We start from the raw sequence: 24,881 nt of genomic DNA on the forward strand, positions 1-24,881 counted from the left end.
CCAATTTTAAGCTGTGGTTCGCTGCGGGATCGGACAGGCGCTGCCATGTCCGCCCCGATGCGTACAATCAGATTAATAATTGTCGGTACTGCGTTAGCATTATGTTTAGAGTTATCGGGAGCTTTTTATCATTTTAGGGTTAAAACGATCGGGCAATGATCGGAGCCCATTACCGTGTCTAAGATGTCGGTGCACGCAACCTGGGGCATGAAGCGTTCAGAAACAAAGAAAGAATCAATCCGCCATCCGGCGTTGTTGGCCCGGGCATTGAAGCGGTAGGACCACCAGCTGTATTTGATTGTTTCGGGGTGTTGCACCCGCCAACTGTCAACCATGCCGATGCTAAGGAAATCATCAATCCAGGCTCGTTCTTCGGGCAGGAAGCCAGAGCGCTTGGAATTTTCCTTGGGATTTTTCAAATCGACTTCCCGATGGGCAATGTTGATATCACCACAGACGATGACGTTTTTGCCGGCGGCCAGGAGTTCTTTTATATCATCTTGAAGACAGCGGTTGAAATCCATCTTGAAAGCAAGCCGCTGCTCATCTTTCTGGCCATTGGGGAAATAGACATTATAAAGGATAAAATCCGGGTATTCCATAATAATGGTGCGGCCCTCGTTGTTAAAAGCAGCGTCAGATAAACCGGTGCGGATGGCCAGCGGCTTTGTTTTGTAATAAACCGCGGTACCGCTGTAACCTTTTTTTTCACCGGAGTGAAAATAGGCAAAATAGCCGGGGATGTTAAGCAAATTGTCTTCTAGCTGATGGTCGTGAGCTTTCGTTTCCTGAATGCAAAGAATATCAGGATTGGTTTCTAAAATAAAGGTTAGAAACCCTTTTTTTTCTACCGCCCGAATGCCGTTAACGTTCCACGAGATAATTTTCATATGTTACCTTCCTATTTTATTAAATTTAATTATTAAACCGGTTATTTTCAAACCAGGGCCATCAAATTACTCCCCTTTTTCCAGACTTTCAAGGGTTTCCAGACGATCCATGATTTCTAATAATTCTTCTTCCAGAATCGCTTTTTCTTCTGCCAGTTCCTGCAGGACGGTGTAGTCCTTAGTTATTTCCGTCAGCTTCTGGGTGACAAAATCCAGCCGCTGATCTTTGCTTTCCAGATCCTGCAGGAGGGTTTCCTGCTCCCGTTTTTCCTTGTAGGTCAGACCGGGCTTGCGGGTTTTAGGTTTTTCAAGCGGGGGCTGTTCGGGTTTTTTAACCGTTTGATTCGGGGCGTCTTCCCGGTTACCCAGTCCGCTTAGCGGATGTTTACTGATATAATCCGAATAATTGCCGGTTTGGGTAGTAATATGACCGTGACCGTCAAAGGAAAAAATCTGTTCGCAGGTGCGATCAAGAAAATAACGGTCATGAGAAACGGTCAGCATTGATCCTTGAAACTCGTCCAGGTAGGCTTCCAGAATGGTCAGGGTGTCAATATCCAGATCATTGGTAGGTTCATCAAAAAGCAGCACATTGGGAGCCATCATTAAGATCCCCAACAGGTAGAGCCGCCGTCGTTCGCCGCCGGAAAGCTCGGATATATAAACCCATTGGCTGTTTTTATCAAAAAGAAATAGTTCCATCATCTGAGCTGCGGTGACAATTTCGCCCCGGGAATTTTCCATCACTTCGGCTTTCTGCCGAATATAATCAATAGCCCGCAGACTTAGATCCATATCTTCAGATTCCTGAGAAAAATAACCGAGTTTGACGGTGTCGCCCAGAATGATGGTGCCACGATCGGGCTGTAGTTTTCCGGATAACAAATTAAGTAAGGTGGATTTGCCATAACCGTTTTTCCCGATGATTCCAATCCGTTCGCTGGGCCCCAGGATCATCGAAAAATCGTCGATGATTTTTCCAGCACCAAAAGATTTACTCAAATGCTCGATTTCAATGACCTTTTTACCAAGACGGGAAAAACCGACCGAGATTTCCATCTGGTTCTCAGAAAGATCAGTGGCCCGTTCTTTGATTTCTTCAAAGCGTTGAATTCTGGCTTTTTGTTTGGTGGTGCGGGCTCGGGCACCGCGGCGGATCCAGGCCAGTTCGCGACGATAGAGGTTTTGACGTTTCTCTTCAATCGCGGTTTGGGCTTCCCGACGGTTGGCTTTCTGTTCTAAAAAGTCGGAATAATTTCCGGTGTATTCATAAAGGTTGCCCATATCGAGTTCGATGGTTTTGGTTACGACCCGATCCAGAAAATAGCGGTCATGGGTGACCATCAGCAGCGCCCCTCTACGGTTTAGTAGATAGTTTTCAAGCCAGGCAATAGTATCATTGTCGAGATGATTGGTGGGCTCATCGAGAATCAGCAGATCACAGGGTGTCAGCAGGGCTGAGGCCATCGCCACCCGCTTGCGCTGTCCCCCGGAAAGCTGACCAATTTGTTTATGATAGTCATGAATGCCCAGTTGTGAGAGGATCGTTTCGACCTGGGATTTCAGATTCCAGAGATTTTCGTCATCGATGCGTTGGGATAAAGACATCAGCCGCTTTTGGAGCGACACCTCCTCCGGCGAGATATCCAATGCGGCCAGGGTAGACTCATAATCCCGGACCAGGTTCATTTCCGGCGAATTAGCTGAAAAAACCTGAGAAAGCACGGTGGTATCGGGGTCAAGATCGGGGTCCTGGGAAAGAATTTCAACCCGCTGGGATCCGAAAAATTTAACCTCCCCGGCATCCGGGCTATCGAGGTTTCCAATAATTCGCAACATTGAGGTTTTTCCCGATCCATTGACGCCAATCACCCCGATTTTATCGGTGTCGGCAATGGAAAATGAGATATGGTTAAATAGGGTTTTAACCCCATATGTTTTTTTAAGATTTTCAATACTGGCAATATTCATTGACTTGTCCTTTGTGTTTTCATTTTGCTAATAGTTTAACATAAATGGGAAGGAATCATGGAAAAACTTTACAAAAAGTCCTGAAAATAGTATTATGTAGTAACAAATTAAGGTGGGGTGTACAAAATGATGTTGGGTAAAACCATTTTTATAGCAAAAAGTGCAGATGTTGTAGGAAAAGTAAAACTTGGGGATTTTATCTCAGTATGGTTCCAAGCGGTCATTCGGGGTGATGTCGATAGCATCACCATTGGTGATCGGACCAATATTCAGGATGGTACGGTGGTTCACGTGGCCTCGGGTTATCCCACTGTCATCGGGGCAGGGGTTAGCATCGGCCATAATGCCACGATTCACGGCTGCGAAATTGGTGATAATGTCTTAGTCGGTATGGGTGCCATCATTTTAAATGGCGCAAAAATTGGTGACAACTCGATTGTTGGAGCCGGTTCACTGGTGACCCAGGGAAAGGTATTCCCGCCCAATTCTTTAATTATGGGCAGCCCGGCGAAAGTTGTCAGAGCCCTGAAACCCGAAGAAATTCAGAGCATCCGGGACAACGCCGAAGAATACCTCGATACGATGAAGGGCTATATGTAAACTGCCTGCAAACACGGTGCAACTAAAAAAGACCCAAGGGTCTGAGGTTATAAAAAAAATAACCCAGTACCGACAATTGTTACATCATGTTGTGCGCATCGGAGCGGACACGGCAGAGCCTGTCCGATTCCGCGGCGAACAACAGATTAACAATTGGTCGGTACGGTAGTTTATCACTAACCTCAAAGACCCCAGGGTCTTTGAGGTTGCTAAAACTTGACGGGGTTAAGGCGAAAGCGTTCCAGTGGTTTGTAGAGAATGGTGACTAGCACAATTCCCACCAGGCCTTGCAGTACACTAAAGGGCAGGTTCACCAAAGGGCCGGCAACGTTGCCGTACATGATTACTTCAGAAACGAAATAAACAGCAGTCATGGCAATGACGGCGGGAAAAGCGAAGAACAGCAAATTCTTTTCGGGAAAACGTTTCATCAGGTAACCGAAAATAAAGGCCATTGAGCCTTTGGCAATAAAGGTGGGCAGCACATAGGCCCCGTAGCCCCCGAAATAGTCAGCACTGGCCGATCCGATTCCAGCGGCAATCAGGCCGCCCCAGGGACCTAAAATAAAAGCGGATAAAAGAACTGCACCATCACCGGGATGAATATAGCCCGTGGGAAGAGGGATCTTCACAAGGGATGTCATCACAAAAGTGAGTGCCATCATTAATGCCGTGTAGGTGATTTTTTTGGTTTGGTCATTCATCTTTAAGTACCTCAATTCTAAAAAAATACTAAGCCAACGATAAACAGTCGACTTAGTATAAAATTATCTCATAGTTGTTTTAAAAAACAAGGGCTTGAATTCGTCGATTTTTTGAAAAATCTGAACCCATCAGACCTGTTCAATAAAGATATTAACGGCACTGTTCCCCGGGAGATCCGTTTTGTCCGGGTTGTTGGGTGAAATTGAAATGCTGATCGTATAACCGCTGACGGTTCCCTTGAGGTTGGTTGTTGCTGAAACCACTTCCTCAGAATAATCCGGGGCACTCGTTAGCAAGTTCTGATAGAAAACAAGGATTTCGTCGGTGGAATAGTCAGAAACATAAGACGTTTTCCAGCCCGGCTGTCCGGATACACCGGTAATCTGATGAGACTGAGAAAGACTGGTTACACCATAGAGAGGTACCATTTGGCTGGGATAATTGCCAGCGAGAAGACCGGCTTCATCAACATAAATTTCTTCATTATTTTCCTCAATAACGGTTTGCATTTCTTCAGGTACGACGATGGCGGTTGTTGCTGTTGTGTCTGGTTCGTTGTTCTTTATAGGTTCCGGCTGCTTAGTTGTTGTCGTGGTATTGGTTTCTTTAGTCGCTGTTTCTTCATCGTTTATCAGCTTTGGCATCAGCAGGGCGGCACCAGTGATAAGAACGCCAATGAGTAAAAGCGAAAGAAGGACATAACGTATTTTCATAAATAACTCCTTTTTAAATGCAATTGGCAGGCAATCGAGAAACGATAACGAAAGCTAACGGGCTTTCTTAATTACCTGATTACCGATTGAGTGCTTATTAGCATTATAACCGAGATTCTTAAATTTTAGAATAAAGATTTCAAAAAACTTGATTTTATTAAGGATATTGGATAGAATATAAAAGAAATCTTTTACGCTTTTATCGATATAAATAGAAATGAAGAATATAAATGTGAAGATAAGGACGCTGTGGGGAATGCTTTAACAGAGAGATAATCATTTTGGTGAAAGATTATTAAAAGACACCTCAGAGAGATCACCTTTGAACAGAATTTTTGAAGACTGGTTAACCGTTGGTTAAATCAGAGTAGGAAATTCCGGGGAACCGTTAAATTCATAGAGTGGGCAGTTTTCTGCCAACTTGGGTGGTACCGCGATTTTTCGTCCCTTGGATTTTTCAGGGGGCGTTTTTTGTATTTGTTGATTAGCACCGTTTAGCACATTTACGCGCGAGCTTTTATTTTATCAAAGCAACGAGATAAGCGCATAGTTTGGGTATTTAATTCAAAACATGCGCTTACAACACCGTCAACTTAAATCATTTAATTCAAGGAAAGAGACTTTATGGAGGTAGAAATTTGGCACAGTTCAAAACATTAATAGAAGGAAAAATCGGCGAAAGAGAAGACGTGATCTCTAAGCAATGGGAAGCCATGAATCTTTTGCAGAAAACCATTGATAATCGGGAAGGACAAGAAAATTTTGTCTTTTATGAAGGGCCCCCAACTGCAAATGGTCGGCCCGGGATTCATCACGTGCTGGCCCGAACCCTAAAAGATACGGTCTGTAAATACAAGGTCATGGATGGTTATCGGGTCATTCGTAAAGGCGGTTGGGACACTCATGGCCTACCGGTGGAAATCGAAGTGGAAAAACAGTTGGGTCTTTCCAGCAAACTGGAAATTGAAGCTTACGGCATCGATAAGTTCAACGAAAAATGTAAGGAATCGGTCTTTAATTATGAAAGCCAATGGAAAGAAATGAGCCGCAAAATGGGTTATTTCATCGATATGGAAGATCCTTACATTACGTTGGATAATAATTATATTGAAACCGTCTGGTGGATTCTGGATAAGTTCAATAAAGAAGGCTTTCTTTATGAAGGTCACAAGATCATGCCTTATTGTCCCCGTTGCGGTACCGGTCTGGCATCGCACGAGGTTGCCCAGGGTTATCAGGAAATAAAAAGTAATACCGTTGTGGCCGCATTTAAACGAAGCGATGCCAACGAATACTTTTTGGTGTGGACCACCACCCCCTGGACATTGGCGGCCAATGTCGCCCTGGCCGTTCATCCCGATGCCGACTACATTAAAGCCCGCAGCAATGATGAAGTTTATATCTGCGCCAAGGTTTTAGCACCCAAGTTATTGGGTGAAGACTACGAGATTCTGGAAGAAATGAAGGGCTCGGCGCTGGAATACGTTGAGTATGAACAGCTGATGCCGTTCGTGGTTCCCGATAAAAAAGCCTTTTTTGTCACCTGTGCCGATTATGTCACCACCGAAGACGGTACCGGGATTGTTCATATCGCTCCCGCCTTTGGGGAAGATGACTACAAGGTTGGTCGTCAGTACAACCTGCCGGTGTTGCAGCCAGTGGCCGAGGACGGAAAATACACCGACACCCCCTGGAAGGGACAATTTGTCATCGATGCCGATCTGGATATTATTAAATGGCTGAAGGCTGAAGGAAAACTGTTTAAAAAAGAAAAAGTCACCCATAACTATCCCCATTGCTGGCGCTGTAAAACCCCTTTGCTCTATTATGCCAAACCAAGCTGGTATCTGGAAATGACCAAGATTAAGGACCGTTTGATTGAAAACAATAATGGCGTCGAATGGTACCCGGATTTTGTTGGCGAAAAACGCTTCGGTAACTGGCTGGAAAACCTTAACGACTGGGCGATTTCCCGCAGCCGCTACTGGGGTACACCGCTGCCAGTCTGGCGCTGTGAGGAATGCGGTAAGCTGGAAACCGTCGGTTCCCGCAAAGAATTAGTCGAGCGGGCTGTTGAAAACATCGATGAAAGCATTGAGCTGCACCGCCCTTACGTCGACGATGTCCATTTCACCTGTCCCGATTGTGGCAAAACAATGACCCGGGTCAAAGATGTCATTGACTGCTGGTTTGATTCCGGCTCGATGCCCTTTGCCCAGTATCACTACCCCTTTGAAAATAAAGAGTTGTGGGAAGAACAATTCCCGGCTGATTTCATTTGTGAAGGGATTGACCAGACCCGCGGCTGGTTTTATTCATTACTGGCAATTTCCTCCTTTGTAACCGGAAAAGCACCCTATAAAAAAGTATTGGTCAATGACCTGATTCTTGATGCTGAAGGACAGAAAATGTCGAAAACAAAGGGCAATAGTGTTGATCCCTTAGAAATGTTTGCTGAATACGGGGCTGATGCGCTGCGTTGGTATCTGCTTTATGTATCACCAGCCTGGACTCCGACCCGTTTTGATGTTAAGGGAATCAAAGAGGTGCAAAGCAAGTTCTTTAACACCCTGAAAAATACCTATCATTTCTTTGCCCTTTATGCCAACACCGATAACATTGACCCAAGAGCGTTTTTTGTGCCCTATGCCAAGCGTCCGGAAATCGATGCCTGGATTCTGTCTAAATATAACCGACTGGTTAAAGAAGTTAGGGAAGAAATGGAAGTCTTTGATTTAACCAAAGCAGTCAAAAAAATCCAGAACTTTGTCAATGAAGATTTATCTAACTGGTACATCCGCCGCAATCGCCGCCGCTTCTGGGGAACCGAACTGACGGAAGATAAAAAAGCGGTTTACAACACCACCTGGGAAGTATTAGAAGGCGTGGTTCGCCTTTGTGCCCCCTTTGCGCCTTATATCACCGAAGAACTGTACCAAAAACTGACTGATGGTATCTCTGTCCACCTGGCCGATTATCCCACCGCCAATGAAGAGCTGATACAGGATGCCATTGAAGAACCGATGGATCTGGTCAGAGAACTGGTCAGCCTTGGTCGGGGGGCCCGCGAAGAAGCCCAGATCAAGGTGCGACAACCCTTGTCTAAAATTATTGTGGATGGTAAATACCGGGAAACGCTGGGCGATTTATGTGTCCTGATCGAAGAAGAATTAAATATTAAACAGGTCGTCTTTGAAGAAAATTTGGGTGATTTTATGAACTATGCCCTAAAACCGGACTTTAAGGTGGCCGGCCCGGTGCTCGGCAAAAATGTCAAGCTGTTGGGCAAGGCACTGGCATCGGCACCCGCCAGTGAGGTGGTAGCCAAGCTTGAAGCCGATGGCAGCTTTGTAATTGAGCTGGATGGACAAAGCCTTGAACTGCGCAAAGATTTCATTGACATTCGAATTTCCGCTAAAGAAGGCTTTAATGTGCAGATGTTTAACAACAAGTTTATCATTCTCGATACCAGCTTAAATCAGGATTTGCTCGATGAAGGCTGTGCCCGGGAATTTGTCTCTCGCATTCAACAACTACGAAAGTCAAGCGGCTACGAAGTCATGGACCGCATCGACATTAGCTATAGCAGTGATGCACAAATGGATCGGGCCATTGAGATCTTTACTGATTTTATTAAAACCGAAACCCTGGCGGATACGATCACCATCAAAGCCGGTGTGGGGGAAGTGTTTAGTCTGAACGGACATGATACAAGGATTGAGCTTATAAAGAAATAAATAAATGACGGTGCGCTGGTACCGTCGTTTTTTTATGAAAATGGAGAGAAGAAAAACAAAAAAAAGAAATGTTTAGCAAATGTTAAAAAATTACTAAAAAAACTAATGGTTGTCTCCGTTTTGACCGATATATATTGAAATGCGAATGTTGAATATTGGTGTTTAGTAAGTATTGTCACTTAAGCAAGTTCGCTTCGTATTTTTATCTGATCATGATGACCTGGTAGATTTAGCGTGGAAGGAGGTGACCAAATGAGAATTAACCATAATATCATGGCAATCAATAATTATCGTCAATTAACAAATAATAGTAATAATGTCAGCAAGTCTCTGGAAAAATTATCTTCCGGGCAGAGTATCAACCGGGCCGGGGATAATGCGGCGGGACTGGCTATTTCTGAAAAAATGAGGGGACAGATCCGAGGGCTGGATCAGGCTGGCAATAATGCCAGAGATGCCATCTCACTAATCCAAACCGCTGAAGGGGCTTTGAGCGAAACGCACTCCCTAATCCAGCGGATGCGGGAGCTGTCGGTGCAGGCGGCCAATGATGTCAATGCTGTGGAAGACCGGGAAGCCATTCAAAACGAGATTAATCAACTGACCAAGGAAGTTGACCGGATAGGCAATGACACCGAATTTAATACCATGAAGCTGCTCAATCAGGGCAATGCCTCGGTCAGTGCGTCAGATCAGCTGAATCTGGTTTCCAGTCTTAAAAAGTGGTGGCTAGAAGAAGCGGAAGATCTCGTAACGAGTAGCTATGGCTTAACGGCCAGTGGGATTAATATGAGTGTGGAAATTATTAATGATCCGTCCAGCAGCTATGCGGCCTATGTTCAAGGCAGTTTTACCTCGGACCCCGCTAATATGGTAGGAACCCCTGGTATTACTGGGCAAGGATCAAATCTGTCGTTAAAGATTAATTTGGCTTATTCCCAACCCACCGATACTATCGATGGGGGGACGGCACCCCAATATGTGGATCGGGTGATTGCCCATGAGATTACTCATGCGGTGATGATGTCGACGATGAATTTTGGAGATTTACCAATCTGGTTTAATGAGGGGATCGCGGAGTTTACCCATGGTGGCGACGAGCGGCTTAAATCGGGCATTGCATTATTGGGCAGTATAGAAAATGTGGTGTCAAATATCGGCGACGGCTCTTATGGGGCCTGGGATGGAAATTCCAATGACTATGCATCAGCCTATTTAGCGACGCGGTATCTGGATAAGCAGATACGCCTTAATGGTGGGGCAACCGGCATTAGAGAAGTAACCACTTATCTGGCTGCAAATCCGACGCATAATCTTGATCAGGCTTTGGCATCGGTAAAGGCGACACATGCTGGACTGAGTTTTGACAGCACCTCGACTTGGATCGCTCAGTTTAAAGCAAATGTAACAACGGGCAGTTTGGGTGCGACAACCGGTGTTGTATTAGATGCCGGAAATGAAGTCGATACCGGTTCAGCCACCGGTTCAGATGCTGCTGCCGGTACCGCAAAAACGGCCGAATCGATCATGCCGGAAACAGGCGGAGCCAGTGCATCAGAAGTCAATCAACCGATGAGCGGTTTTAACATTACCTGGCCGGATCTGGCATCTTCAGTTGGCAAGTCATTTGCTATTCAAATCGGTGCCAATACGGGGCAATCCATGGAGTTGCTCACGAGCGATATGCGGGCAGCGGCACTGGGCATTTCCAGTTTAAAGGTGGATAGTTATACATTGGCAAACAATGCCATTAGTTCTTGTGATTCGGCGATTTCCCGAGTTTCTGCCGAGCGTTCCCGATTGGGTGCCTACCAGAACCGATTGGAGCATACCACCAGAAATCTGGAATCAGCATCAGAAAACTTAAGCTCATCAGAATCCCGGATCCGGGATGTGGATATGGCCAAGGAAATGATGAATTTTACCAAAAACAATATCCTGCAGCAAGCGGCCCAGGCAATGCTATCTCAGGCTAATCAGCAACCACAGAGTGTCTTGCAGCTATTAGCCTAAAGTAGCTGATTAGCTTAAAATAAGGAGGCGGAAAAATTGGGTAGACAGTTTATGGCCAGGTGCAATCAGTGCCAAACCGAGTTTGAAGTCCGGGAAGGTGGTGGACTGGATTTTTATCTGCTCCACTGCGATACCTGTGGCGAAGAAAAAGTTATCCGCCAGGAAGAAGTACTGGAAAAAATAAAAAAGCAGGATCCAGCGTTTTCTTTTAATGAAAAGGTGGAAGCCATAGCTGGACGATGTCACGATGGCCATTATCGGATTAAGGCAAAAGCCCGCTGTCCGAATTGTCAATCTGACGACTACAGCGCCGTGACAGACGCCAATGGAGAGATCAGAATGACCTTCTATGATTAAGGTTCAATATTAATAACCCCAGGTTTAAGACGGTTTAATGTCTAAAATCTGGGGTTTTATTGGTTTAGTCATGATAAAGATTATTTTTCTTCAAACTGCGGATAATACCCTAAGAATTGAAAATATTCCGCCTTTTCTTCGATGATCGGCAACAGGTTCACCAGGGTGTTTTGGGAAATATTGCCGGTGAAGTCGATAAAAAACAGGTATTCCCAATTCTCTTTTAAAAGTGGGCGAGATTCGATCTTACAGAGATTTAGAGAGAAAACCGAAAAAATCCCGATGATTTCATAAAGTGATCCGGGACGGTGGGGCAGCCGAAAGGCAATACTGACCCGGGTAGGATTTTTAAAGAGTTCAATCTTCCGGGAAATAACGACAAACCGAGTTACATTGGTTTGGGAAAAGTTGATGTTTTCAGCCAGTACTTCCAGATCATAGATTTCTGCGGCCCGTTTGCTGGCAATAGCGGCCATGGTGGGGTCGCTTTTTTCAGCAACATAAGCCGCAGCAATGGCGGTATTGTAATAGGGAATGCACTTCCAGCGGGTATAATCATTTAGAAATTCCTGGGATTGTGAAAATCCCTGGGGATGGGAATAAACCTCGGCAATGGTCTCAAAGCTGGCTCCCTTTGGCGCCAGCAGACAGTGTCGGGCTTTGATCTCTTCTTCGCCGACGATATAATACTGATAACGGGACAGCAGGTCATAAACAGCGGCAATGGACCCGGTGGATGAGTTTTCAATCGGGAGTACTCCGTAATCGATTGACCCCTGACTCAAGGCTACAAAAACATCCTCAAAGGTTTTAAAGGGAAACAGCTCGCAGTGCTGCTTAAAAAAAGCCAGGCTGGCTTCTTCGCCATAAGAACCCCGGGTTCCGGCATAAGCTACCCGAGGTTCTTTCTTGATGGTTTGAGGATAGACCAAAAAGGCTTGTTTTAACGCATTTAAGGCATTAGCTTCATGATTTGTTTTAGTAGCCAATATTTTCTCCGATCAGGATAACCTTAATTCGATCAGGGATTCGGCTGTGTCTTGTGACCACGATATTGGCGCACATACAGTCATCACTATGACAGTGGGCACAGTTGCCGGTATCATAACAAGGCGTTTTGGCATTGTGACGGATGGCATTCACTGGTGCAGCAATATTTTGGGCCCGATAAATCCCGGCCTCGGTATTGGCAACCACCTTGTTGATCCCGGCAATAACAATTACCTGTTCCGGACCAAAGCACATCAGTGCTACCCGGTTGCTCATCCCATCCACATTGACCAGTTCCCCGTTCATAGTAATGGCGTTGGTACCGGTCAGAAACGTGTGGGCGAGTACTCCCTGGGCAACCACTTCTCTTTTTTCCTGCGGCGTCTTAGCCAGACTGCGGTCAATATATTGGTAATTGCCATTTTTAACCGCATCAAGCAGACCAATTTCCTTAATCGATTCAGACCCGCCATGGGTCACACTGACGCTGCTAGGAATCATCGATAAAGCCAGTTCTAGGCCTTCATGGGCGGTTTTGCAAAAATAGCCCTTAAAATTTCGTTTTTCAAGTTTTTTAATTAAAGATTTACTGAGATTCAGATAATTATCTTCCTTGTAACCCAAAATGATACCTCCAGAGAAAATTAATAATCTTATTATAATCCAAAGTTGTTAAAAAAACAAAATTTATTAAAAAAATGGGGTATAATAATAAAAAATATGTAATATCACAGGAGGACAACATGCATAAGTATAAGGGCGTTATCTTTGATTTAGACGGTACCCTGGTCAATTCGCTGGAAGATTTGATTGATTCGGTCAACGGGATTTTGAAGTACAATCGATTTCCGGTTCACTCCTATGACGAGGGAAAAAAATTAATTGGCAGAGGCTTAAGAAATCTGACCCGGGATGCCATACCGGAAAAATATCGGAGTGATGATGTTTTTGTTGATGAATTAACAGAAATGCTAAAAGCGGAGTATGCTTCAAACTACATAAAAAAAACCAGGCCCTATCCGGGAATTACAAAACTGCTGGATTATTTAAAATTCCATGAAATCCCATTTAGCGTTTGCACCAACAAACCAGATGCGGCAGCAAAAGCGTTGGTAAGTGCTTTGTTCAAAGACTACGATTTTGTCGATGTGGTCGGTTTTACAAAAGATGAACTGAGAAAACCAAATCCGGAAACAACCTTAAGATTAGCTGAAAAAATGGGTGTAAAACCCCATGAGTGTCTATTTGTCGGGGATTCCACCGTTGATTATGAAACCGCCTTAAGAGCAGAAATGCTGCCGGTTTTATGTACCTGGGGATTTGAGTCCTTTGAAGTGTTGACCAAGTTGGATGATGCCATTTGGCTACATAACCCGATGCGGATTGTGGAAGCCCTGCGCTATGGGAAGGAAATGTATTCGCTTTTTAACGAAACCCCAGAACCTAACCCCAATGCTCATAAGAAAAAACACGGATGAGCTGGTGGGATTAGAAGTAAAATGAGCAAAGACTTGAAAACGCCAGAACTGTAAACGATAAACAAGCTGTAAACGAAAATCAAAATTACATATTGACAAAAAAACCAGGTCTTGTTATAATAAAAAATTTTACTTTTGATCAAAACTGTGGTATACTAACAAAGAGAAAACCACAGAGAGGTGAAGTTCATGCCAAAAGCAACCATTATGGACATTAGACGCGAGGTGGAAAATTGTCTTGGTAAACGAGTCAAACTTGAAGCACATAAAAGCAAGAAAAAACTCTACCAAAAAGAAGGGGTAATTGAAAGCACTTATCCCAGTATTTTTACCGTTCGAGTTCAAGAAGATAAAAGAAAAGAACAGAAATTGTCTTTTAGTTATTCTGATCTTTTAACTCAAAGTGTAAAAATTGTATTACTAGATGAGAATGAAACGGATGGCGCACTGTTAGTTTCATAACGACAACATAAAATAACCACATTAAGAGAAGAACTCAGGTTCTTCTTTTTTTTATGTCAATGCTCACAGGTTTCTAGGTTGAAGCGAACAAAGAACTTAGTTCTTCTCGAAGTGGTTTTCTTTAAATTATGTCGTTAAACGGACTTCCTGAGCGCGGGTTCGCAATAAGTTAAATTCTTTTCGAACCATAAAAGCTGTCCAGACAACAATCACGACGTCAATGGCAAAAGAGCCGTAATAGATACCAGCGACACCGACGATTCCCGGTAAAAATAACATGACTGGAACATAAAAAACCAATTGTCTGGCGATTCCGATTAAGGCGGCTGGTTTTCCCTTGCCGATTGAAGGGAATAGGGTCATCGCCATAAAGATAATCGACAATGGTGGTAGGATGGCCATGTAAATTCTGAAATAACCAAGTAGCGTAACTTCAAACACCTGATCGGCAAGCATCAGTCCCAAGATTGACTCAGGGGAGATCATAGAAATAATCCAAAATGGAAGTGTCAGTAACATCGCAGATAGCGCAAAAATTTTATAGGAACTGATCACCCGATCATATTGACCGGCACCATAATTGATCCCGATAACCGGCTGTAAAGCCCGCATTAATCCAAAAATAGGGGTCATCAGGAAGGTGAAAATACGATATACGACCCCATAAAAGGCTATATCGGCAGTGGTACCATATTTAGCCAATGCGTTAAAAACTAATACAGCCTGAATAAGGCTCATAAAACTCATAATCAGGGAAGGCAGACCCAGGCGGATGATGGTTGTTCCAATCTCTTTATCCCAGCTTAAGGACAGCATTTTTGTTTTGAAAGTTGAAAAACCCTTGCCAAAGTAAAACCAGCCAATTAACGTATAAACAAGCATCCCGATGTTGGTGCCCCAGGCAGCGCCGACCACACCGAAATTGAATACGCCCATCAGGATATAATTGGCGATAACATTAATAACTAATCCGGCACCCATCATAACAGCGGCTGATTTCATTTTGCCCTCGGCACGAACAATCATATTGCCTGCTAAACCGTAAATCCAGAAAAATGCGCCCCAGATTGTTGCTCTGAAATAAGCGTCACCAAAGACAAGGGATTCGCCGCTGCCACCCATGAAGGTAAGGAGCTGTTTTGAAAAGATCAGGGTGATGACCATATAGAGTATCGTTATTAGCAGTGCGAGTAAGTTGACATTACCCATGAGCTTTTCCTGGACTTGCTTGTCCTGTTTGCCTAAAGCAATGCTGAGGACAGAACCGGCGCCGACGCCAACAAGGGAGCCAAAAGCGACACTGATTTGCGCAAGTGGATAGGCCACTGAAACCCCAGCCAGAGCGACTTCGCCGACAAATTGGCCGACAAAGATTGCGTCCAGGATAGAATTCAAGCCATAAAGAACCATCGCGATGATGGCCGGCCAGGAAACATTAAACATGACCTTCCACAGGTTGTCGGCTAAGATTGACTGCTTTTGTCGTTCTTTACTATTTACAACTGTTTCTTTCATTGCAACTCCTTTTTAGTTAGAAATGTCTAACACGAAAATGTTTTTTTGAGGTTCACAAGGAACCTCGGTTTTATAAATATAATATTGATTTCCATCCGGCAGTAAAAAAAATCCGGATGTTTTCAATATAATTGTCGGCCGCTGATTTAGGCATGTCATGAACAACGATTTCGAAAACGGCAGCAAAGTAGGCACTCGAGAGTATATGCAACATTTCGGGTGAGGCCCGTCCAGAGATCAGGGCGTCACAACCGGTGTCCCGGATAAAATCCAGGGTGGCTGCGACTTCAGTTTCAACCAGGCTGTTTATGAAATCGTCATAAGCAGTGCCTTCAGCACAACTGATTAGCAGTTTAAAAGCATCAAAATGATCATAGATATAGGTGATGAGCTCTTTCTGATGGGGTGAAGAGTCATCATAAGCAACTCGCATTTTAACGTCCCGGGGGAGTTGTTCAAATGCTTTGTGTACGGCGATAAACTGTTCTTTAAACCCTTTAACAGCAGGATCAACCAGCGCTTCAAATAAAGCTTTTTTATCGGGAAAATAGCCGTAAAAGGCTCCAGTTGTCACACCGGCAGATTTTACTATATTCCTCAGAGAAGCATCTTTAAAACCTTTGTCTAAGAATTCTTTCTTGCCTTCAGCCATGATTCTGTCCAGAGTGGATTGTTTCTTTTCGCACATACCGGATACCTCCCCGTAATATAACAGTGTTATATTACGGGATTTATTTTACTATTAAATTTTTGCGGTGTCAATAACTATTTGAAAAATAGAAAAACGTAGTTCGTTAAGAATAGGTGGATTTTTTTATCACCGATGATATAATGAGTGGTATTGAAAAAGGAGTAAATAGATGGTTAAAAATATAAGAATAGAATCTGAAATTGGAAAGCTGAAAAAGGTCCTGGTTCACCGACCGGGAAAGGAACTAGAACGGATTGTTCCCGATTCCCTTAAGGAATTATTGTTTGAGGATATCCCCTGGCTGGCACGGATGCAGGAGGAGCACGATGCCTTTGCCACGATCCTTAGAAAACGTGGGGCCGAGGTGCTTTATGTCGAGGACTTATTAAAAGATATTTTAAAAAATACCGCGGTTCGGGAGAATATCATCGCTGAAGTCATCGACAAGAATCCCTCATCGGGAAACTACATTGATGGATTCTTAAATGAATACCTGATGTCCTTAGACAGCAATGCCCTGGGCGATGCCCTAATTGCCGGGGTGCTGCAAAAAGAACTTGACCATATCGATCGGCACCGGGTGCTGACTGATTATTTAAAAGGCCCGGAACCCTATGCTTTTTATTTAAATCCCGTGCCAAATTTGTATTTTATGCGCGATCCAGCTGTGGCTATTCATGATGGCATGTGCATTTCTGCCATGGCCACCCGGACTAGAAAACGTGAGAGTCGCTATTTAGCGGCTATTTATGAACATCATCCGATCTTTAAAAGTTGTGCAAATAAAACCTTTTACCAGGATACCAACTTCTTTTCAGTGGAAGGTGGCGATGTCCTGATTTTAAGCCCCACTGCAGTGGCGGTGGGGTGTAGTGAACGAACTGAGGTTCAGGGGGTTGAAGAACTGGCTAAAAACCTATTTAAGGCAGAGTTGGGCATAAAAAAGGTGTTGGCAGTAAAAATCCCTCGCAACCGGGCCTTTATGCATTTGGATACCGTCTTTACGATGGTAGACGTTGACAAGTTTATTGTCTACCCGGGGATACTTGAACAGGTGGAAACGGTCATTATGACCCCTGGCAAAGCGGATTATCTGCATTATGAACGAAAAGACAGTTTGATTGAGGCACTTAAGTCAGTGCTCGATTTGCCGGCCATTAGTCTCATTGAAAGTGGCGGCGGCAACCCGGTTGCCGCCGCCCGGGAACAATGGAATGACAGTACCAACACGCTGGCAATTGCCCCGGGTGTCATTGTTGCTTATACCCGAAATGAGCGCTCCAATGAGGTGCTCAGTCAAAATGGTATTGAAGTGATTGGTATTGAAGCATCTGAACTGGTACGGGGTCGGGGCGGTCCTCGCTGTATGACGATGCCCCTTTATCGGGACGCGTTTTAAACAAATCCGATCGTTATAGCAGTTGGTTTTATAGAATTGATTGTAGATGAACGATGTTACCTTGTGAAAGTAAAGATTATCAGTTAAAATAGATGAAAGAAGAGATAAACGGAGGAAGCGTTATGAATTTAAAAGGTCGTCATTTATTGACATTAAAAGATTTTACCCCAGCTGAAATACAGTATCTCATTGATTATTCAGCTAAACTAAAAGCAAAGAAAAAATCAGGCGAGGTGGGCACCCTGCTAAAAGGTAAGAACATTGTTCTTATTTTTGAAAAAACTTCAACAAGAACCCGTTGCGCCTTTGAAGTGGCGGCTTTTGATGAAGGAGCTAATGTCACCTTTTTGACCAATAGTCAAATGGGCAAAAAAGAATCGATTGAGGATACCGCCATCGTTTTGGGACGTTTTTATGATGGTATTGAGTTTCGCGGCTTTGAACAAAAGACAGTGGAAACGCTGGCCGAATATTCCGGAGTGCCAGTTTGGAATGGCTTAACCGATTTAGATCATCCCACTCAAATTTTGGCCGATATGCTGACCATCCAGGAAAATTTCGGATCGCTTAAAGGAAAACGACTGGCTTATGTGGGAGATGCCAGGAATAATATGGGCAACGCTCTAATGATCGGTTGTGCCAAACTGGGAATGCATTTTGTGGCGGTGGCCCCTGAATCCCTGTTCCCGGAAGAAGCACTGGTGTCTGAAATGAAAGCACTTTGCAAAACAACCGGGGGAACCATTACCCTGACTGCCGATATTAAAGCCGGAGTTAAAGGTGCTGATGCCATCTATACTGATGTCTGGGTATCCATGGGTGAAGAAGATCAGATGGCTAAACGGATCAAGCTGTTATCACCATACCAGGTGAACATGGAAATGATTAAGGCGACTGGTAATAATGAGGTGATCTTTCTTCATTGTTTACCAGCCTTCCATGATCAGGAGACATCCGTCGCCCGGGAAGTTAAGGAAAAATTCGGGCTAACTGAAATGGAAGTTACTGATGAGGTCTTCCGCAGTAAGCATTCCAAGGTCTTTGATGAGGCTGAAAATCGGATGCATACGATCAAGGCTGTGATGGTGTCGTCTCTGGTTGGCTAAAATGCCCGATTACGTTGTTGGATCAATTTATTCAAATCCTTGCGTATTATTGATACGCGGCGGGCTTTAATAAATTAATCCGCCGAGTACTCGAGGTTTCGCTCAACCAGAACAGCATAGCCTAAACGGCCCGGATCTTAGTACATGATTCATACCAGGAGATTAACAATAAATGGAGATTAAAGATATTAGAAAATTGCAAAATGGCTCCGATGTTCGGGGGGTGGCACTTGAAGGGATTGCCGGCGAAGCCGTTAATTTCACCCAGGACATGGCCATGAAAATAGCCTTTTCGTTTGCCACCTGGCTGGAAAAAAAATCAGGCAAAGCACCGCTGACCTTTGCGGTCGGAAGAGACAGCCGGCTGTCCGGAACCCACCTGGCGCAGGCCGTGGCTTTGGGTCTGGTCAGCAAGGGCAACAAGGTCTATCAATGCGGGATTGCCACCACCCCGGCGATGTTTATGACGACCATCGATCCGGTTATCGAGGCCGATGGGGCGATAATGGTAACCGCCAGTCATTTGCCTTTTAACCGAAATGGACTTAAGTTTTTCACCCGCGATGGCGGCCTTGACAAAGCCGATATCAGCGAGATTCTGGCACTGGCCGAAACGATTGAAACATCCTTCACGCCCGGCGGACAGGCACAGGACTATGATTTTTTACCGTCCTATTCTAAAAATATTGTCGCGTTTATCCGCGAAAAAACAAAAACGGAGCAACCGCTTGCCGGAGCCCGGATTGTGGTTGATGCCGGTAACGGAGCCGGCGGATTTTTTGTTGACCAGGTGTTAAAACCGCTGGGTGCCGATACCAGCGGCAGCCAGTATCTGGAGCCCGACGGCCATTTCCCCAACCACGTGCCCAACCCGGAAGATGCCGTGGCCATTGCCCATATCTCCAAGGCGGTATTGGACAACCAGGCCGATCTGGGGATCATCTTTGATACCGATGTGGATCGGGCGGCGATTATTGATGAAAAAGGGAATGCTATTAACCGCAATGGCTTTATTGCTTTTATTGCCAGTCTGCTTTTAGCGGATTATCCGGGGTCAACCATCGTTACGGATTCGATTACCTCCACCGGGTTAACAGAGTATATTGAGAGTCTTGGCGGGAAACATCATCGTTTTAAACGCGGTTATAAAAATGTCATCAACGAAGCGATCCGGTTAAATGAAGAAGGTATCGAAACCCATTTAGCCATGGAAACCAGCGGCCACGGCGCTATTAAAGAAAACTATTTTCTCGACGATGGCGCTTATCTGGTCACCATGGCGCTGATTAAGTTTGCCGAACTCCACCAGGCTGGCAAACCGATTAGCTCGTTTCTGGCAGGACTGAAAGAGCCGGTCGAAGCCGAAGAGATACGCTATAAAATAGCCACTGAGAATTTTAAAGATTATGGACAAAAGGTGCTGGCCGATTTTGAAAGATTTGCCGCCAGCCAACCCGGTTGGACCGTGGTAGCGCCTAATTATGAAGGGGTCCGGGTAAGCTGTGATGGAACGGCCGGTAACGGCTGGTGTCTACTGCGAATGTCTCTTCACGATCCGATTATGCCCCTTAATATCGAATCCGATACGGTCGGGGGCTGTGTGATCATTGAGACGGTTTTGAAAGAATACCTGCAAAAATTTGAAGCCTTAGTTTAATAAAAAAATAGCACTAAAAAACAGGATGGGTTTAACATCCTGTTTTTTTGTTTTAATCCGTTAATGTTAGGAATCGCTGGAGCTGAGGTATTTTGACGATCGGAAACAATCGGATTAACGATTGCCGCGGATCGATCACGGTTTAAACGACCGGGTATTCATAGATGTATTGGTGTAAAATATTGTCGTAAATATTGCCACCGGGGAAAACATCATACATGAAGATGGTAGTCTTTTGACCGTCAATTTCATCGTAGCCATAATACCTATAGCAGCTCTGCTCGAATTTTCCTTGAAACTCGATGATTTCGGGAACATCGGCTTCAGATGCGATTAGATAGTCATCAAGATACTGCCTAGCTTCGTCTTCAGTGGCCAGATAGCAGATCGTTTCATCACCTTCGGCTTGATATAAGTAGAATTGTTTAAAATCATTAAATAGACTTCCTTTAGGAGAGACAATGTAAGGTTGTTCCTGAATAGGACTATTAACAGCAGTTAATTTAAATCCTTTGTTACAATACCCTGTATATTTATATTCTTCATCTACACGCATCCCTAATTGAGCCAGCAATTGTTTTAAATAGGTAATCGCCTCATGCGGGCTTTGAATCAATTTTTTATAAAACGGTTCATCTTGATCCACTGTGCCACTGGGGGCACTTGAACCGGCCGGCAGGATCTGAATTTTGATGCCTTCAAGGCGATAGCCAAATCCTTCGGTGCCGGCACTTTCGCCGTTTTTAGTCCAGGCAAGCCAACCCATATTCTGAGCATGAACCTGATACCAGATATCAAATTGATCAGCAGTATCGCCAGTCAGTTTAATTTGAATGGCTTCTAACCGTAAGCTTTCGCCGGTGGTTCCGCTTGTTTCGCCGTTCTTTTTCCAGTTGGTGTTATCGCCTTGATCTTCCCAACCATAATTCTGGATATGGGTTTGATAAGCGACGTCAAGATTTGCGACCTGATTTTCAAGTTCGATTTGTATGCCTTCTAACCGTAAGTTTTCGCCGGTTGTCCCACTGAGAACGCCATCGGAAACAAATTCTTGCCAGCCTTTATTTTCAACGTGGGTCCGATAGCGGACATTGGGAGTCGTTTCAGCCCACACAGTTGTCGGAACCATCCCGACACTCAACAATAAGGCTAACATCCCGACAAAACATTTGCGAATACTTTTTTTCATTTTTTTCTCGCTTTCTTATTAGTCTTATATAAAGTATACGCTTACAGTTCAACACATTCAAGATAATTTATATTTTCTCAATTACAGAGGATATAGTCCTTTTTGATTTTAATATTGATCCGCGGCTTTTTTCAAAGGCTGTTCGGATCCCAGCAACTGAAACCCCCTGTTGTGAAAAGGCCTTGACCAGCGAAATGCCCCGGACATATTCAATCACCGCGCCGACCATTTCCTCCTGGGAGCTGGCGTGGACCGTTGAATTGCGTTTGCTGCGCTGCCCCATCCAGATCAGTGCGAGGTCGGAAAGGGCAATACCGGACAGGGCAATCAGCCCAATCGGCAGGCTGTAAAAGCTCAACGCCAGGATAAAGACCAGAACCATCAGATACCCTACTAGAAAGGCCATCATCGGCAATAAAGAAAGATAGCATTTCAGTGACACCGCCATCATCCAGAGGGTAAATTTTCTTAATATCGCCATCATCCAGGTGGAGAACGTGGGTGCAAGCCGCCAGAATCAGTTCGGGATCATGGGTGATAACAAACTGAGTTTTCCCCAGATCCGAAAGTTGCTGGATATTAGTTGCCACCTGCTGCATATGTTTTAAATCCAAACCGCTGGTGGGTTCATCAAAAAGGATAAAGGGACGGCAGGAAGCGACAGCACAGGCAATCGCAACCCGTTGCTTTTGTCCGCCTGAAAGAGACATCGGGTGCAGGTCTTTGAGCTCAGACAGATCAAGGCTCTCCAGGATTTTTAGGGCTTCGGCTTCGTTTTCTTCGTTCATGGAAATCAGCAGCTCATCCAGAACACTTTCGGAAAACAGCTGATGGTTGACATCCTGCATCACCATAAAGCAGTTTTTTAGACGATCCCGAGACTTTAGATCACAGCCGCTGATGTTAAGGGTACCGGAACACTTATTTTCGAGTCCGCATAGGCATCGGGCAAAGGTGGTTTTCCCGCAGCCGTTTTCGCCAATTACTGCAATAACAGCACCCTTGGGCAGACAGGCGTTGGCAATTTTCAGGCATGGATCACAATGGCGATAGGCATAATTAAAATCACAGATCGAAAAAGTGCTCTTAAAAGCGGGACGAACAGCCAAGGGTGTCCCATACAATGATTTAAGCTTTAGAATCCGCAGCCCCATCCGCTCCAGTTCGGCTTTGGGCAAAAGTGAAAAGGACGTGCCGGGATAGATTTTGATAATCCGCCCCTTATCCATCAAAACAACGCGATCGGCCAGCTCCTGCAAATAGTGAAGTCGGTGTTCAGCGATGACGATGGTTTTCCCCTGGGATTTCCATAGCGCAATTAAGGATTGGAGTTCCCGGGTAGCTTTCGCGTCCAGATTGGAAGAGGGTTCATCAAGTACGATTATTTCAGGCTCCAGGGCCGCCACCGAGCCACAGGCGATCTTTTGTTTCTGACCACCGGACAAGGCAAAAATACTCCGCTCCAGCAACATATCAAGACATAAATCCCGGGAAACATCGTCAATTCGGCGACCGATTTCATCAGCTGCTAAGCCCATATTTTCACAGCCAAAAGCCAACTCACTGGTAGTATCGACATTAAAAAACTGACTTCGGGGATTTTGAAAAACGGAACCAACCAGCTCAGCAGTATCATAGAGGGGAATTTGTGAAACATTCTTGCCGTTTACTAAAACCTCGCCGGAAAGCTGGCCGCTGTAAAAGTGGGGAATCAGACCGTTGATCAAACGGGTCAAGGTGGTTTTGCCACAACCGGAGCCGCCACACAGTAAAATGACTTCCCCCCGATTGATGGTTAAATTAAGATCATGAAGGCAACCACCGCCCTCGCTGTTTTCATAGGTGAAATTGATTTGGCTTAATTGGATCATGGTAATCTCCTTTATAAAAGAATCCAGGCAAAAAACAAAGTCAGGGTTACGGCAATTAAAATCCAGTCGATGAGACCAAACCCGACCCGGCAGATATTGGTTCGTTTAATCGGCTTCCCCAGTCCCCGGGTCAGGGCAGCGGCAGACAGTTCTTCACCAATTTTTACGGTGCACATCAGTACGGGAACAACCCGGTACTCCAACATGGCACCAATATTTTTGCCGTCAAAACGAATTCCCCGCATCCGCATGGCGTCAGAAATGGCGGCATTTTCTTCAGCCACAGTGGGAAAAAAGCGAAGCATCACCGAAAAAGGAATAATGATCTGGGGCGGTAGATGCATGCGTTCCATGGCCGCTACGAATTCGCTGATCTTGGTGGTGGTAACCAGATAATAGCCCATCACTAATGGTGGAATCAACCGGGACAGCAGGCCGGAACCAATGACCAAAACGAGATTTAAAAGCCCCTGGGTCTGAGTGACCAGAAAGATCTCAGCACTCATGGCCAGGGCAATAAAAATAAAATAAAAAATAGCTGGCCGATACTGACGCTCAGCAAGGAGTAGAAACAGCGGAAACAACGCTAAAAGTGGCCGTATGACAGCGGATAAGCCGCTGTAGCCACCCCCCGCCGATGAGGACAATATTGACAACCAGAAGCATCAGAATTTTTGTTCTGGGGTCCAGCCAGAAATGACTGCGTCGCTCATTGGCAAAGGTTGATGGATTCATCAGGCAATACCGGCCCGTTTAAAATGTTTTTTCAGGATCGCTTTGCCCAGATAGGCCCCAGCTAATGCGCCCAGGGCGATGAACACGATCATCAGAAAGAAAACCCAGGTTGGGGTAATGGCCATCAGCGTATCAGTGTAGTAATCCCCATAACCTTCGCGAATGGTTACAAAATAACTGTCCCGCATAAAAAATATCGGAATGAATAGAGCGATTAACCACTCACTAAAAACCACGTAACCGATGCGGATCTTCCCCCAATCGGTAAAATTGCCGGATTTGAGTATCACATCGGCGATTAGTGAGAAAGCCACCCCAAAGGGAACACCAATCCAGGGATGGCCGGTGAGCATCATCAGCAGACTTAGGATAGTACCCATAATGGTGACCATCCCGAATTTATTAACTCGGGTCAGAAAAAGCATAAAGGGTATCCCGGCAACCATCGGGCAAAGAAAGGGGATCGCCAGCATTAAAACGGGAATATAACCGACCATACCGGTGACAAAGAAAACTACAAAATAAATTGCTGTAAAAATACCGACATTAATTAAATCCTTGGCTTGCAGTTTGTTGTTCATAAAAACCTCCTGAAGTAAAGCACATAATAGTTAGACAAAGCTAACTGAATCTGCCAAAATAAACCGCCTGCTGGCGGTTATTTAAATAGATTCAATGAAAGCATAGCAATTTATCATGATTATTTCCACTCTGATTCGTTAATAAGGCTCCAAAAAGACAAAAATTTCAATGGCAGATAAGAGTTATTAAATTTTTTGATGTCAATTAAATGAAAAGCTTG

The 24,881-nt window shown here is 44.8% G+C and carries 22 protein-coding genes and 1 other annotated feature; of the genes, 9 read left to right on the top strand and 13 right to left on the bottom strand.

Annotated elements, in window-relative coordinates; translation table 11 throughout:
* Window positions 1-128 precede the first annotated feature (128 nt).
* On the bottom strand, window positions 129-890 hold the full coding sequence (locus tag DOZ58_RS15090) for an exodeoxyribonuclease III (RefSeq protein WP_111889054.1): 762 nt from the start codon (window positions 888-890) through the stop codon (window positions 129-131).
* Window positions 891-956: 66 nt separating this feature from the next.
* Window positions 957-2,861 (bottom strand): ABC-F family ATP-binding cassette domain-containing protein, encoded by a 1,905-nt coding sequence (locus DOZ58_RS15095; RefSeq protein ID WP_111889055.1) that lies wholly within the window; start codon window positions 2,859-2,861, stop codon window positions 957-959.
* Window positions 2,862-2,987: 126 nt separating this feature from the next.
* On the opposite strand from DOZ58_RS15095, the gene DOZ58_RS15100 reads away from it, so the two are divergent.
* Window positions 2,988-3,461 carry a gamma carbonic anhydrase family protein gene (locus DOZ58_RS15100; protein ID WP_111889056.1) on the top strand — a complete coding sequence of 158 codons (474 nt, stop codon included), beginning with the start codon at window positions 2,988-2,990 and terminating at the stop codon, window positions 3,459-3,461.
* Between the two features lie 209 nt (window positions 3,462-3,670).
* Here DOZ58_RS15100 and DOZ58_RS15105 read toward each other — a convergent pair whose 3' ends face one another.
* Window positions 3,671-4,165 carry an ECF transporter S component gene (locus DOZ58_RS15105; RefSeq protein WP_111889057.1) on the bottom strand — a complete coding sequence of 165 codons (495 nt, stop codon included), beginning with the start codon at window positions 4,163-4,165 and terminating at the stop codon, window positions 3,671-3,673.
* Between the two features lie 129 nt (window positions 4,166-4,294).
* Window positions 4,295-4,879: a hypothetical protein gene (locus DOZ58_RS15110; protein ID WP_111889058.1), complete on the bottom strand. Its 585-nt coding sequence runs from the start codon at window positions 4,877-4,879 to the stop codon at window positions 4,295-4,297.
* A gap of 226 nt (window positions 4,880-5,105) precedes the next feature.
* Window positions 5,106-5,331, top strand: a binding site (T-box leader).
* Between the two features lie 186 nt (window positions 5,332-5,517).
* Between DOZ58_RS15110 and ileS the strand changes: the two genes are divergently transcribed.
* From ileS to DOZ58_RS15125, 3 genes are all read left to right on the top strand, one after another.
* Window positions 5,518-8,616, top strand: a complete 3,099-nt coding sequence (ileS, locus tag DOZ58_RS15115) for an isoleucine--tRNA ligase (protein WP_111889059.1) — start codon at window positions 5,518-5,520, stop codon at window positions 8,614-8,616.
* 252 nt (window positions 8,617-8,868) lie between these two features.
* Window positions 8,869-10,629, top strand: a complete 1,761-nt coding sequence (locus DOZ58_RS15120; RefSeq protein WP_162624545.1) for a flagellinolysin — start codon at window positions 8,869-8,871, stop codon at window positions 10,627-10,629.
* Between the two features lie 36 nt (window positions 10,630-10,665).
* Entirely contained in the window at window positions 10,666-10,986 is a 321-nt protein-coding gene (locus DOZ58_RS15125; protein ID WP_111889060.1) for a hypothetical protein, read from the top strand.
* A gap of 80 nt (window positions 10,987-11,066) precedes the next feature.
* Here the strand turns inward: DOZ58_RS15125 and pheA are convergent, their stop codons facing one another.
* Both pheA and DOZ58_RS15135 read right to left on the bottom strand, forming a co-directional pair.
* A complete protein-coding gene (gene pheA, locus DOZ58_RS15130; RefSeq protein WP_111889061.1) occupies window positions 11,067-11,975 on the bottom strand; it encodes a prephenate dehydratase in 909 nt (302 codons plus the stop codon).
* Window positions 11,965-12,600, bottom strand: coding sequence for a lactate utilization protein (locus tag DOZ58_RS15135; protein ID WP_111889062.1), 636 nt, complete (start codon window positions 12,598-12,600; stop codon window positions 11,965-11,967). The genes pheA and DOZ58_RS15135 overlap by 11 nt, the downstream gene beginning before the upstream one ends.
* Before the next feature lie 119 nt (window positions 12,601-12,719).
* Between DOZ58_RS15135 and DOZ58_RS15140 the strand changes: the two genes are divergently transcribed.
* Entirely contained in the window at window positions 12,720-13,454 is a 735-nt protein-coding gene (locus DOZ58_RS15140; protein ID WP_111889063.1) for an HAD family hydrolase, read from the top strand.
* Between the two features lie 189 nt (window positions 13,455-13,643).
* On the top strand, window positions 13,644-13,916 hold the full coding sequence (locus tag DOZ58_RS15145; RefSeq protein ID WP_111889064.1) for a Veg family protein: 273 nt from the start codon (window positions 13,644-13,646) through the stop codon (window positions 13,914-13,916).
* Window positions 13,917-14,042: 126 nt separating this feature from the next.
* Here DOZ58_RS15145 and DOZ58_RS15150 read toward each other — a convergent pair whose 3' ends face one another.
* Together DOZ58_RS15150 and DOZ58_RS15155 are read right to left on the bottom strand one after the other, a co-directional pair.
* On the bottom strand, window positions 14,043-15,431 hold the full coding sequence (locus tag DOZ58_RS15150) for an MATE family efflux transporter (RefSeq protein WP_111889065.1): 1,389 nt from the start codon (window positions 15,429-15,431) through the stop codon (window positions 14,043-14,045).
* A gap of 70 nt (window positions 15,432-15,501) precedes the next feature.
* Entirely contained in the window at window positions 15,502-16,119 is a 618-nt protein-coding gene (locus DOZ58_RS15155) for a TetR/AcrR family transcriptional regulator (protein ID WP_111889066.1), read from the bottom strand.
* A 172-nt stretch (window positions 16,120-16,291) separates the two neighbouring features.
* On the opposite strand from DOZ58_RS15155, the gene DOZ58_RS15160 reads away from it, so the two are divergent.
* From DOZ58_RS15160 to DOZ58_RS15170, 3 genes are all read left to right on the top strand, one after another.
* Window positions 16,292-17,521, top strand: coding sequence for an arginine deiminase (locus DOZ58_RS15160; protein WP_111889067.1), 1,230 nt, complete (start codon window positions 16,292-16,294; stop codon window positions 17,519-17,521).
* Window positions 17,522-17,643: 122 nt separating this feature from the next.
* Entirely contained in the window at window positions 17,644-18,627 is a 984-nt protein-coding gene (argF, locus tag DOZ58_RS15165) for an ornithine carbamoyltransferase (RefSeq protein ID WP_111889068.1), read from the top strand.
* Between the two features lie 172 nt (window positions 18,628-18,799).
* The gene (locus DOZ58_RS15170) at window positions 18,800-20,284 is read left to right on the top strand and encodes a phosphomannomutase/phosphoglucomutase (protein WP_111889069.1); all 1,485 of its coding nucleotides are present in this window, start codon (window positions 18,800-18,802) and stop codon (window positions 20,282-20,284) included.
* A gap of 142 nt (window positions 20,285-20,426) precedes the next feature.
* On the opposite strand, the gene DOZ58_RS15175 is transcribed toward DOZ58_RS15170, so the two are convergent.
* The 5 genes from DOZ58_RS15175 to DOZ58_RS15190 all read right to left on the bottom strand — a co-directional run bounded on the left by DOZ58_RS15175 (window position 20,427) and on the right by DOZ58_RS15190 (window position 24,660).
* Window positions 20,427-21,473, bottom strand: coding sequence for an Ig domain-containing protein (locus DOZ58_RS15175; RefSeq protein ID WP_111889070.1), 1,047 nt, complete (start codon window positions 21,471-21,473; stop codon window positions 20,427-20,429).
* 209 nt (window positions 21,474-21,682) lie between these two features.
* Window positions 21,683-23,344: an ABC transporter ATP-binding protein gene (locus DOZ58_RS15180; RefSeq protein WP_111889071.1), complete on the bottom strand. Its 1,662-nt coding sequence runs from the start codon at window positions 23,342-23,344 to the stop codon at window positions 21,683-21,685.
* A gap of 11 nt (window positions 23,345-23,355) precedes the next feature.
* Window positions 23,356-23,928 carry an energy-coupling factor transporter transmembrane component T gene (locus DOZ58_RS15185; protein ID WP_242988521.1) on the bottom strand — a complete coding sequence of 191 codons (573 nt, stop codon included), beginning with the start codon at window positions 23,926-23,928 and terminating at the stop codon, window positions 23,356-23,358.
* On the bottom strand, window positions 23,900-24,079 hold the full coding sequence (locus DOZ58_RS18995) for a hypothetical protein (RefSeq protein WP_242988522.1): 180 nt from the start codon (window positions 24,077-24,079) through the stop codon (window positions 23,900-23,902). Before DOZ58_RS18995 ends, DOZ58_RS15185 begins: the two co-directional genes overlap by 29 nt.
* Window positions 24,079-24,660: an MptD family putative ECF transporter S component gene (locus DOZ58_RS15190; protein WP_111889072.1), complete on the bottom strand. Its 582-nt coding sequence runs from the start codon at window positions 24,658-24,660 to the stop codon at window positions 24,079-24,081. Before DOZ58_RS15190 ends, DOZ58_RS18995 begins: the two co-directional genes overlap by 1 nt.
* Window positions 24,661-24,881: the final 221 nt, after the last annotated feature.

Origin of the sequence: Acetobacterium sp. KB-1, from assembly GCF_003260995.1 — a bacterium.
Lineage (GTDB): Bacteria > Bacillota > Clostridia > Eubacteriales > Eubacteriaceae > Acetobacterium > Acetobacterium carbinolicum.

What these genes read in the sequence shown, in the direction of transcription:
- DOZ58_RS15090 (WP_111889054.1), bottom strand. Translation starts at nt 890, where the DNA reads ATGAAAATTATCTCGTGGAACGTTAACGGCATTCGGGCGGTAGAAAAA.
- DOZ58_RS15095 (WP_111889055.1), bottom strand. Translation starts at nt 2,861, where the DNA reads ATGAATATTGCCAGTATTGAAAATCTTAAAAAAACATATGGGGTTAAA.
- DOZ58_RS15100 (WP_111889056.1), top strand. Translation starts at nt 2,988, where the DNA reads ATGATGTTGGGTAAAACCATTTTTATAGCAAAAAGTGCAGATGTTGTA.
- DOZ58_RS15105 (WP_111889057.1), bottom strand. Translation starts at nt 4,165, where the DNA reads ATGAATGACCAAACCAAAAAAATCACCTACACGGCATTAATGATGGCA.
- DOZ58_RS15110 (WP_111889058.1), bottom strand. Translation starts at nt 4,879, where the DNA reads ATGAAAATACGTTATGTCCTTCTTTCGCTTTTACTCATTGGCGTTCTT.
- DOZ58_RS15120 (WP_162624545.1), top strand. Translation starts at nt 8,869, where the DNA reads ATGAGAATTAACCATAATATCATGGCAATCAATAATTATCGTCAATTA.
- DOZ58_RS15140 (WP_111889063.1), top strand. Translation starts at nt 12,720, where the DNA reads ATGCATAAGTATAAGGGCGTTATCTTTGATTTAGACGGTACCCTGGTC.
- DOZ58_RS15145 (WP_111889064.1), top strand. Translation starts at nt 13,644, where the DNA reads ATGCCAAAAGCAACCATTATGGACATTAGACGCGAGGTGGAAAATTGT.
- DOZ58_RS15150 (WP_111889065.1), bottom strand. Translation starts at nt 15,431, where the DNA reads ATGAAAGAAACAGTTGTAAATAGTAAAGAACGACAAAAGCAGTCAATC.
- DOZ58_RS15155 (WP_111889066.1), bottom strand. Translation starts at nt 16,119, where the DNA reads ATGTGCGAAAAGAAACAATCCACTCTGGACAGAATCATGGCTGAAGGC.
- DOZ58_RS15160 (WP_111889067.1), top strand. Translation starts at nt 16,292, where the DNA reads ATGGTTAAAAATATAAGAATAGAATCTGAAATTGGAAAGCTGAAAAAG.
- argF (WP_111889068.1), top strand. Translation starts at nt 17,644, where the DNA reads ATGAATTTAAAAGGTCGTCATTTATTGACATTAAAAGATTTTACCCCA.
- DOZ58_RS15170 (WP_111889069.1), top strand. Translation starts at nt 18,800, where the DNA reads ATGGAGATTAAAGATATTAGAAAATTGCAAAATGGCTCCGATGTTCGG.
- DOZ58_RS15175 (WP_111889070.1), bottom strand. Translation starts at nt 21,473, where the DNA reads ATGAAAAAAAGTATTCGCAAATGTTTTGTCGGGATGTTAGCCTTATTG.
- DOZ58_RS15180 (WP_111889071.1), bottom strand. Translation starts at nt 23,344, where the DNA reads ATGATCCAATTAAGCCAAATCAATTTCACCTATGAAAACAGCGAGGGC.
- DOZ58_RS18995 (WP_242988522.1), bottom strand. Translation starts at nt 24,079, where the DNA reads ATGAATCCATCAACCTTTGCCAATGAGCGACGCAGTCATTTCTGGCTG.
- DOZ58_RS15190 (WP_111889072.1), bottom strand. Translation starts at nt 24,660, where the DNA reads ATGAACAACAAACTGCAAGCCAAGGATTTAATTAATGTCGGTATTTTT.